This window comes from Streptococcus mitis, assembly GCF_047459985.1.
Taxonomy (GTDB): domain Bacteria; phylum Bacillota; class Bacilli; order Lactobacillales; family Streptococcaceae; genus Streptococcus; species Streptococcus mitis_DZ.
In genome coordinates this window covers 70604-80090 of record NZ_JASHHD010000007.1, presented here as the reverse complement: position 1 = coordinate 80090, position 9487 = coordinate 70604, and the positions used below count along the sequence as shown (strand labels likewise).

Annotated in this window: 9 protein-coding genes and 1 pseudogene; 8 read left to right on the top strand and 2 right to left on the bottom strand. The window is 40.9% G+C overall.

Going from position 1 to position 9487, the window contains the following annotated elements; genetic code table 11:
- Positions 1 to 1149: pseudogene (locus QM959_RS05780) on the top strand (IS30 family transposase); the annotation flags it as partial.
- Between the two features lie 310 nt (positions 1150 to 1459).
- On the opposite strand, the gene QM959_RS05775 reads toward QM959_RS05780, so the two are convergent.
- Both QM959_RS05775 and QM959_RS05770 read right to left on the bottom strand, forming a co-directional pair.
- Positions 1460 to 1846 (bottom strand): bleomycin resistance protein, encoded by a 387-nt coding sequence (locus QM959_RS05775; protein WP_414372004.1) that lies wholly within the window; start codon positions 1844 to 1846, stop codon positions 1460 to 1462.
- A gap of 11 nt (positions 1847 to 1857) precedes the next feature.
- Positions 1858 to 2685 carry an exodeoxyribonuclease III gene (locus QM959_RS05770; RefSeq protein WP_414372003.1) on the bottom strand — a complete coding sequence of 276 codons (828 nt, stop codon included), beginning with the start codon at positions 2683 to 2685 and terminating at the stop codon, positions 1858 to 1860.
- 219 nt (positions 2686 to 2904) lie between these two features.
- On the opposite strand from QM959_RS05770, the gene QM959_RS05765 reads away from it, so the two are divergent.
- From QM959_RS05765 to QM959_RS05735, 7 genes are all read left to right on the top strand, one after another.
- Complete coding sequence (locus tag QM959_RS05765) at positions 2905 to 3804, top strand: lysostaphin resistance A-like protein (RefSeq protein WP_414372001.1); 900 nt, start codon at positions 2905 to 2907, stop codon at positions 3802 to 3804.
- Positions 3788 to 4075, top strand: a complete 288-nt coding sequence (locus QM959_RS05760; RefSeq protein WP_414371999.1) for an autorepressor SdpR family transcription factor — start codon at positions 3788 to 3790, stop codon at positions 4073 to 4075. Before QM959_RS05765 ends, QM959_RS05760 begins: the two co-directional genes overlap by 17 nt.
- A complete protein-coding gene (locus QM959_RS05755; RefSeq protein WP_414371997.1) occupies positions 4056 to 4697 on the top strand; it encodes an SdpI family protein in 642 nt (213 codons plus the stop codon). The genes QM959_RS05760 and QM959_RS05755 overlap by 20 nt, the downstream gene beginning before the upstream one ends.
- 126 nt (positions 4698 to 4823) lie before the next feature.
- The gene (locus tag QM959_RS05750; protein ID WP_414371996.1) at positions 4824 to 5279 is read left to right on the top strand and encodes a DUF3290 family protein; all 456 of its coding nucleotides are present in this window, start codon (positions 4824 to 4826) and stop codon (positions 5277 to 5279) included.
- A complete protein-coding gene (locus QM959_RS05745; RefSeq protein WP_125418381.1) occupies positions 5276 to 5911 on the top strand; it encodes a DUF421 domain-containing protein in 636 nt (211 codons plus the stop codon). Before QM959_RS05750 ends, QM959_RS05745 begins: the two co-directional genes overlap by 4 nt.
- Positions 5912 to 5965: 54 nt before the next feature.
- The gene (locus tag QM959_RS05740) at positions 5966 to 7711 is read left to right on the top strand and encodes an ABC transporter ATP-binding protein (RefSeq protein ID WP_414371994.1); all 1746 of its coding nucleotides are present in this window, start codon (positions 5966 to 5968) and stop codon (positions 7709 to 7711) included.
- Positions 7701 to 9443: an ABC transporter ATP-binding protein gene (locus tag QM959_RS05735; RefSeq protein WP_414371993.1), complete on the top strand. Its 1743-nt coding sequence runs from the start codon at positions 7701 to 7703 to the stop codon at positions 9441 to 9443. Before QM959_RS05740 ends, QM959_RS05735 begins: the two co-directional genes overlap by 11 nt.
- Positions 9444 to 9487 lie beyond the last annotated feature (44 nt).

Genomic DNA, 9487 nt, shown 5'->3' with positions numbered 1-9487 from the left:
CTTACCCTTTCAGACCGTAATGATATCCAACTAGGTTTAGAGCGCGGTGAAACCTTCAAAGCTATTGGCCAACTTATTCTAAAAGACCCCACCACTGTTTCTAAAGAAGTCAAACGAAACAGACAAATCCGATAGTCTACATGTGATAACCTTCCTTGCTCTCTACTCAATAAGGCTCCCTTTGTCTGTAATGGGTGCCCTAAAAGAAGACAAAACTGTGGCTATCAGAAAATCTTCTACCTCGCCAAACAAGCTCAAAAACAATACGAACAAACTCTTGTTGAAGCTCGTGAAGGAACTCCCCTTAATTCTCAGACTTTCTGGGACATGGACAAAGTCATTTCTGATGGTGTTAAAAAGGGACAACACATCTATCATATCCTCAAAACTCATAACCTTGATGTTAGTTCCTCAACTGTCTATCGACACATCCGAAAAGGTTACCTGTCTATCGCTCCGATTGATTTAGCCAGAGCCGTTAAATTTAAAGAGAGAAGAAAAAGTAAGCTACCTTCCATCCCTAAAGAATTGAAAAAAGGCCGTTCCTATGAGGATTTCCAAAATTATTTGGCCCTTAAGCAACTGAATTACTGGCTGGAAATGGACACCGTTATGGGTAGAATGGGAGGTAAAGTCCTACTCACCTTCAATCTCTCTTTCTGTAACTTTATCTTCGCTAGACTGCTGGATAATAAAACTGCCCTTGAGGTTACCAAACACCTTTATGACATCAAGAACACTCTTCACCAAGCGGATAATGATTTCTTCCAACTCTTTCCTGTCATTCTGACTGATAATGGTGGAGAGTTTGCCAGGGTTGATGACATCGAAATGGATGTTCGAGGAGAGTGTAATCTCTTCTTTTGTGACCCTAATCGCTCTGACCAGAAAGGCAGAATTGAGAAAAATCACACCTTGATTCGCGACATTCTTCCTAAGGGAACTTCTTTTGACAACTTAACTCAAGAGGACATCAATCTCGTCTGTTCGCATGTTAACAGCGTCAAACGTGCTGCTTTGAATGGGAAGTCAGCCTATGAGCTCTTTGACTTTACTTATGGAGAAGAAATTCCTAAGCTTCTTGGCATTTCTAAAATACCTGCAGAAGATGTCTGCCAGTCGTCTAAATTACTCCAACATAAAATCTAAAAATTAATCTTCAACCCCATTCAAACGTCTCACACTAACTTCCACCATAGCGGAACTTAATCTGAAACGCTTTCAGATGAGGGGATTTTGTGCGCTCTTTTTTTCGATTCCTTTCGGCTACAAAAGCTATATAACCAAGCATGATTAAAACCAGTGGAACTTACCTTGACACGGATTGCCACTGGTTTTTAGGGTTTTTATCAGACTAACTTCCACTTGAATTAGCGATGGAACTTAGTTTGGGAATTTAGCAAAAAAGCGAACGAATAGAAACCTACAACACGATACAGTATTGTAGGTTTCTATTATTCTATTCACTAAATCTTAAAAAATAACCATCAGGATCCAAAATCGCAAATTCATGGGGATAAATAAAACTATCCTCCACTCGAAATTCTCTTTTTGTCAGGGGACGATGGATGGGATAGTCAGCTTCCAGCAGTTTTTGGTGGAGCTGAGGAACATTCTCAATGCCAAAGGAAATATTGACACCACGCCCGAAAGGATAAGTCAGCTGAGCTAATTCTTCTGCGTCGCCTTCTTCTAACATGAGTTGGCAGTCTTCAAGGGAGAGGAAGAGAAATTTCTCCTCGGGGCGTTCGTATTCGACAGAGAAGCCCAGCAAGTCGCAGTAGAAGTAGCGAGATTTTTCGATGTTGGATACCACAAATTCGGGGATGACAGCTTGATAGTCCATTAGCTTTCTCCTTAGAGCTCAATCTCCAAGACAATCGGTGTATGGTCTTGGCGAGCACCTGAGTCAATCATGTCAGACTTGGTCACCTTGTCAGCGACGCGGTTACTTGTGAGCCAGTAGTCGATTCTCCATCCTGTGTTGTTGATTTTTGAAGTCTTACTGCGTTGTGCCCACCAAGTGTAGCGTTCTGGAACATTGCCGTGAACATGACGGAAAGTGTCGGTAAATCCAGTTGCCAAGAGATTGGTAAATCCAGCACGTTCCTCGTCGGTAAATCCAGGTGAACGGCGGTTGCTAGCAGGATTTGCAAGGTCGATTTCATTGTGGGCTACGTTGTAGTCACCGGTCGCAAGGACTGGTTTTTCTTTGTCTAGTTCAGCCAAGTATTCAGCATATTTGACATCCCATACTTGACGTTCTTCCAAGCGTTTGAGACCGTCACCAGCATTTGGTGTGTATACTTGGGTCACGAAAAATTCATCAAATTCCAAGGTGATGATGCGACCTTCCAAGTCCATAGTAGAAGGAGCACCGATTTCTGGGAAAGTGACAGTAGGTGTAAGTTCTTTCTTATAGAGGAACATGGTTCCAGCATAGCCTTTACGGGCAGGCTCTTGGGAAGAGCGCCACGTGTTTTCGTAGCCTGGGAATAGTTCTTCTAAAATTTCCAAGTGTTTCTTTGTAGGCCCCTTGGCAGAAAGCTTGGTTTCTTGGATAGCGATGATATCAGCATTTTCAGCGACCAAGGTTTGTAGGACTTCTTGGGACAATTTGGCACGAGCTGAGTCACTAGTTAGGGCAGCATTGAGGGAATCAATATTCCATGAGATCAGTTTCATAAAGTTACCTTTTTCATTCAGATTATAGATTTTATTATACCAAAAAAAGGTCTATTTCCCCAAAGTATAGTTTGAAAAATCACTCTTTAGACTTTATCCTGAGAAAATAAAAATTTCCTAAACTATTTAGAAAAAAATCTAAATAGTTCTTGTATTTAGAATGAAAAGGTGTATAATGTTATTTAGAAAAACATCTAAATAGAAAGTGAAGTTACATATATGTCAAATAAGAGAACAATCCTTCTTTTTGTGGTCTTGGCTTATGCTCTTGCTTGGATAATATGGTTGGCACTATGGCTAAGTGGTGTTGGTCTAAATTCTCCATTGAGTCAACTTGCTAGTATTGTAGCCATGTGGATGCCTGCGCTTGCAGTCTTTATTTTAGGGAAAATTACGAATCAACCTAGTGGAATCAAATCTAAATTAGTCGTGAATCTCAAGAGGAATTGGCGCTTTTACTTACTAGCTATCTGGTTACCAGCAGTCATCAGTTTTTTAGGAGCAGGACTTTATTTTCTTGTATTTCCTAGCAATTTCAGCCTTGGTTTTGAATCTATTCAAGCCATCTTACAAGAAAAAGGAGTCCTTCAATCACCTATTCCCTTATCTTCCTTGGCCTTGATTCAAATCCTAGCTAGTTTGACCTATGCTCCTTTTCTTAATAGTTTCTTTGCATTGGGAGAGGAAATTGGTTGGCGTGGCTATCTTTACCCAGCTTTAAGAGGACGCTTTTCATTAGTCCAGACCCATGTCTTGGTTGGTCTCATTTGGAGTCTTTGGCATTTACCAATCAATTTGCAAGGCTATAATTATGGACTGACTTATTTTGCTTATCCCGTTTTGGGAGTTGTTGCCATGTTTCTATTTTGTTTTAGCCTAGGAATATTGTTGAGTTGGTTGTTGGAAAAGACGGGTTCTCTCTGGGCTTCAGCACTATTTCATGGGGCAATCAATGCGACTGCAGGTCTTGGATTACTCTTTCAACTACCAGAAGAAAAAGTGTCTAGCCTCTTAATTTTTGGTCCATCACCAGCCGGAATAATAGCAGTTCTACCTTGCTTATTCCTTGCCTTACTAATCTTGCAAAGGGAAAGGAAGAACCATGAGTTTTGCAAATAGCTTTAAAGCCTTGTCTCATCCAGTTAGGAGAGAGATTTTAAATTTACTCAAAACAGGTAGATTATCTGCTGGAGAAATTGCCAGTTATTTTGAGTTGACAGGTGCAACGATTTCACACCATCTCACGATTTTGAAAGCAGCTGATTTGATTCATGAAATGAAAGAGAAAAACTTTATTTACTATGAGTTAAATACATCGGTTTTAGAGGATATAATGGTTTGGTTAGCAGATCTGAAAGGAGATCATTTTGATGAAGATAAAAATCAATAAGAAATTGGTATTATTTACGAGCATTCTCATCCTACTACCTTCCCTTGTAGGTTGTGTTTTCTGGAATCAATTACCAGAGGAGATACCCACTCATTTTAATCTATTGGGTCAAGCAGATGGCTACAATCATAAAATGTCTGCTATCTTTGGATTACCGACTCTCATGTTTTTGATGCATTGGTTGCTTCTATTTATAATGATTAAGGATCCTAAATCTAGCAATATTAGTTCAAAAATACAACTTTTGATTTACGGGATTATTCCTTTTGTATCTTGTCTAACAATGATTTCTATCTACGGAGAATCTTTGGGTTATTCCATGGTGAGTGGGCTAATAGCTCAGATTTTTATGGGAATCGTGATGATCGTAATTGGAAATTATCTACCAAAAACACACCGAAATTATATAATCGGTATTCGACTACCGTGGACCTTGGAGAATGATGAAAACTGGAGAAAAACGCATCGCCTAGCTGGAAAAATTTGGGTATTAGGAGGATTGTTATTGTTTCTAAATTCCTTTGTGCAACTATATGTTTACTGGGTATTCTTCTTGACACTTTTCTTTGTAGTGATAATTCCTAGTGTCTATTCTTATCAATTATCAAAATTAGAATCTTGAAACAGGTATTTGAGTCATTAGTTAGAGATGTTGGTCTGATAAGTCTATTTCCCCAACGTATGGTTTGAAAAATCACTCTCTTTCGTTTATAATGAAGAATGATTTTATGAAAGGGAGTGAAAATAAATGAAATTTTACTCATATGACTATGTGCTTAGCCAAATCAGTCAGCAAAATGGCATCATGATTGGCTTTGGAATTGTTCTCCTAGCTATCACAGGATTTTTTGCTTTTAAGGCTTATCGTGATAAAAAGGGAACTAAGTTTCGTGAATTGGTCATGATTTTGGCCTTGACCTTAGTAGCCATGCTTTTGGTGACAATTTCAAAATACCAGACCAATCAAGCATCAAACAATCAATTTCAAACTTCCCTTCATTTCATAGAGGCCGTTTCCAAAGACTTGGGAGTGGATAAATCAGAAGTTTATGTCAATACTTCTGCAGCCACTGATGGAGCGCTTGTCAAGGTAGGTCCAAATTTCTACCGCGCCATGAACGGGAGCCAACCAGACAAGTATCTTTTAGAGAAATTAGAATTGAATCAAACAGACGCTATTGAATTGGTGGAGGTAAACAAATGACACTCAATTATATGGAAATTTTAATCAAACTGGCCTTGGGGCTCTTCTCGCTTGTTTTTGTTATCAATGTGACAGGAAAGGGGAACCTAGCACCTAACTCTGCGACAGACCAAATTCAGAACTATGTTCTTGGTGGTATCATCGGTGGGGTAATTTACAATAGTTCAATCAGTATCCTGCAATACGCAGTGATTTTGATGATGTGGACGATTTTGGTCTTGACCCTCAAGTGGCTCAATAACAATGTTCGTTTTGTCAAACGCTTGATTGATGGAAAACCAACTCTCCTTATCAAAAATGGGCAGATTGACCCAGAAGCCTGTCGTTCAGTTGGCTTGTCTGCATCGGAGGTAGCCCTCAAACTTCGTAGCCAAGGGATTTTCCAGATGAAGCAGGTCAAATGCGCTGTGCAGGAGCAAAATGGCCAACTCATCGTGGTCCAAATGGGAGATGAAAATCCTAAGTATCCAGTTGTGACTGACGGTGTGATACAAGTCGATGTTTTGGAGTCGATTGGTCGTAACGAAGAGTGGTTGCTTGATAACCTCAGCAAGCAAGGGCATGACAATGTAGCCAATATCTTTATCGCTGAGTATGACAAGGGTGCGGTCACAGTCGTAACCTATGAATAAGAAAAACCTGGGGTCTTGGCCTCAGGTTTCCATTTGCAATCAGAAAGGGATTTTATGTCCATTATTCAAAAACTTTGGTGGTTTTTCAAGTTAGAAAAGCGCCGTTATTTAGTCGGGATTGTGGCCTTGGTCTTGGTTTCCGTCCTCAACCTCATCCCACCTATGGTTATGGGGCGGGTCATTGATGCCATCACATCGGGACAATTAAGCCAGCAGGACCTCCTTCTTGACCTATTTTATTTGCTTCTTGCAGCCTTTGGGATGTATTATCTGCGCTATGTTTGGCGTATGTATATCCTTGGAACTTCCTATCGTTTGGGGCAGATTATGCGGTCTCGCTTGTTTGAGCATTTCACAAAAATGTCTCCAGCCTTTTATCAGACCTATCGGACGGGGGATCTGATGGCGCACGCAACCAATGATATCAATGCCTTGACTCGTCTAGCAGGAGGCGGTGTTATGTCTGCGGTGGATGCCTCTATCACGGCTTTGGTGACTTTGCTGACCATGCTTTTTAGCATTTCCTGGCAAATGACCTTGGTTGCTATCATCCCCTTACCATTTATGGCTTATGCGACCAGTCGTTTAGGGAGAAAGACTCATAAGGCCTTTGGCGAATCTCAAGCTGCCTTTTCTGAACTCAATAACAAGGTACAGGAGTCTGTATCGGGTATTAAAGTGACCAAGTCTTTCGGTTATCAGGCGGACGAGCTCGAGTCCTTTCAGGCAGTCAATGAATTGACCTTCAAAAAGAATCTCCAAACCATGAAATACGATAGTCTCTTTGACCCCATGGTTTTCTTATTTGTTGGTTCATCCTATGTTTTAACTCTCTTAGTCGGCTCCTTGATGGTTCAGAAAGGGCAAATTACAGTTGGAAATCTGGTCACCTTTATCAGCTACTTGGATATGCTAGTCTGGCCTCTTATGGCCATCGGTTTCCTCTTTAATATCACTCAGCGAGGGAAGGTTTCTTACCAGCGGATTGAGAAACTTTTATCTCAGGAATCACCTGTACAAGATCCTGAATTTCCTTTAGATGACATTGAAAACGGGCGCTTGCAGTATGATATTGATAGTTTTGCCTTTGAAAATGAGGAAACGCTGACGGATATTCACTTTAGTTTGGAAAAAGGGCAAACACTAGGCTTGGTTGGACAAACTGGTTCAGGGAAAACTACTATAATTAAATTGCTCCTACGTGAGTATGACGTTGACCAAGGAGCTATTTATCTAAATGGTCATGACATTCGTGATTATAGACTAGCTGACCTACGAAGTTTGATGGGATACGTTCCACAGGACCAATTTCTTTTTGCTAGTTCTATCTTAGAGAATATTCGCTTTGGAAATCCCGACCTACCTTTCTCAGCAGTAGAAGAAGCGACTCAGTTGGCTCAAGTCTATCAAGACATTCAAGCCATGCCTGAGGGATTTGATACAGTTATCGGGGAAAAAGGTGTTAGTCTATCTGGTGGACAAAAGCAACGTCTGGCTATGAGTCGGGCTATGATTTTAAATCCTGATATCTTGATTTTAGATGATTCCTTGTCAGCAGTGGATGCTAAGACAGAGTTCGCAATCATCGATAATCTCAAGGAAACTCGCAAAGATAAAACGACCATCATCACTGCCCATCGTCTCAGTGCAGTTGTTCATGCAGATTTAATTTTGGTCATGCAGGATGGTCGCATCATTGAACGAGGTAGGCATGAAGATTTACTAGCCTTGGATGGTTGGTACGCCCAAACCTACCAGTCTCAACAGTTAGAAATGAAAGGAGAAGAAGATGCGCAATAAACAAGCACAATGGGCTGTATTTAAACGCTTGTTGTCCTATCTCAAGCCTTATGGTCTCCTAACCTTTTTAGCCTTAGCCTTTCTCCTTGCGACGACTGTTATCAAGAGTATCATCCCCTTGGTAGCTTCGCACTTTATCGACCAGTATCTAAACAATCTCAATCAGCTTGCTGTTACAGTCTTGCTAGCCTACTATGGACTCTATATCCTTCAAACCATCGTTCAATATGTAGGGAATCTCCTCTTTGCTCGCGTGTCCTACAGCATCGTTAGAGATATTCGACGTGATGCCTTTGCCAATATGGAGAAGCTAGGCATGTCTTATTTTGATAAAACGCCTGCAGGTTCTATCGTTTCTCGTTTGACCAATGACACTGAGACTATCAGTGATATGTTTTCGGGAATCTTATCTAGCTTTATCTCGGCAGTCTTTATCTTCGTGACGACCCTTTATACCATGTTAGTTCTGGACTATCGTCTGACTGCTTTAGTCTTGCTCTTCCTACCTTTGATTTTCCTTTTGGTCAATCTCTACCGTAAAAAATCGGTCAAGGTCATTGAAAAAACCAGAAGTCTACTGTCAGATATTAACAGTAAGCTGGCAGAAAATATCGAAGGAATTCGTATTATTCAAGCCTTTAACCAAGAAAAGCGCCTGCAAGAAGAGTTTGATGAGATAAACCAGGAACACCTAGTCTACGCTAACCGTTCAGTAGCCTTGGATTCTCTCTTTTTACGTCCAGCTATGAGTTTGTTGAAGCTGTTGGGATATGCGGTTTTGATGGCTTATTTTGGCTATCGTGGACTTTATCTAGGAATAACGGCAGGAACTATGTATGCCTTCATCCAGTACATCAACCGTCTCTTTGATCCGCTCATCGAGGTAACACAAAACTTTTCTACTCTTCAGACATCCATGGTGTCAGCAGGTCGTGTCTTTGCACTCATCGATGAGTCCAACTATGAACCGGTCCAAGAAAATGGCCAAGCCGAGATTCAAGAAGGAAATATTCGTTTTGAACATGTGTCCTTCTCTTATGATGGGAAACACCAAATTCTAGATGATATTTCCTTTACAGTCAATAAAGGTGAAACCATTGCCTTTGTCGGTCATACAGGATCAGGAAAATCATCTATCATCAATGTTCTCATGCGTTTTTATGAATTTCAGTCAGGTCGGGTTTTCCTAGATGGTGTGGATATTCGAGAGTATAGTCAAGAGGAGTTGAGAAAAAATATCGGTTTGGTTCTACAGGACCCCTTCCTCTATCATGGGACCATCAAGTCCAATATCGCTATGTACCAAGATATCAGCGATGACCAAGTCAAAGCTGCAGCAGAGTTTGTGGATGCAGATTCCTTCATTCAAGATCTTCCTTTAGGTTATGATGCTCCTGTATCTGAGCGTGGTTCGAGTTTTTCAACTGGTCAACGTCAGCTTCTTGCCTTTGCTAGAACTGTTGCCAGTCAACCTAAAATCCTGATTTTGGATGAAGCGACAGCCAATATCGACTCTGAAACAGAATCCCTGGTTCAAAATTCCCTAGCTAAGATGAGACAAGGTCGGACAACCATTGCCATCGCCCATCGTCTCTCTACCATTCAAGATGCTAATTGTATCTATGTTCTTGATAAGGGACGAATCATTGAGAGTGGAACCCACGAGGAACTCCTAGCATTGGGTGGAACCTATCACAAGATGTATAGTTTGCAGGCAGGGGCCATGGCCTAACACTCGTTGATTTTCATTGAGTGTAAGAAGGAAATCCTTCAAAT

Bases quoted from the DNA above. Each gene is read 5' to 3' on its own strand.
- QM959_RS05775 (WP_414372004.1), bottom strand. From the start codon at position 1,846: ATGGACTATCAAGCTGTCATCCCCGAATTTGTGGTATCCAACATCGAA.
- QM959_RS05770 (WP_414372003.1), bottom strand. From the start codon at position 2,685: ATGAAACTGATCTCATGGAATATTGATTCCCTCAATGCTGCCCTAACT.
- QM959_RS05765 (WP_414372001.1), top strand. From the start codon at position 2,905: ATGTCAAATAAGAGAACAATCCTTCTTTTTGTGGTCTTGGCTTATGCT.
- QM959_RS05760 (WP_414371999.1), top strand. From the start codon at position 3,788: ATGAGTTTTGCAAATAGCTTTAAAGCCTTGTCTCATCCAGTTAGGAGA.
- QM959_RS05755 (WP_414371997.1), top strand. From the start codon at position 4,056: ATGAAGATAAAAATCAATAAGAAATTGGTATTATTTACGAGCATTCTC.
- QM959_RS05750 (WP_414371996.1), top strand. From the start codon at position 4,824: ATGAAATTTTACTCATATGACTATGTGCTTAGCCAAATCAGTCAGCAA.
- QM959_RS05745 (WP_125418381.1), top strand. From the start codon at position 5,276: ATGACACTCAATTATATGGAAATTTTAATCAAACTGGCCTTGGGGCTC.
- QM959_RS05740 (WP_414371994.1), top strand. From the start codon at position 5,966: ATGTCCATTATTCAAAAACTTTGGTGGTTTTTCAAGTTAGAAAAGCGC.
- QM959_RS05735 (WP_414371993.1), top strand. From the start codon at position 7,701: ATGCGCAATAAACAAGCACAATGGGCTGTATTTAAACGCTTGTTGTCC.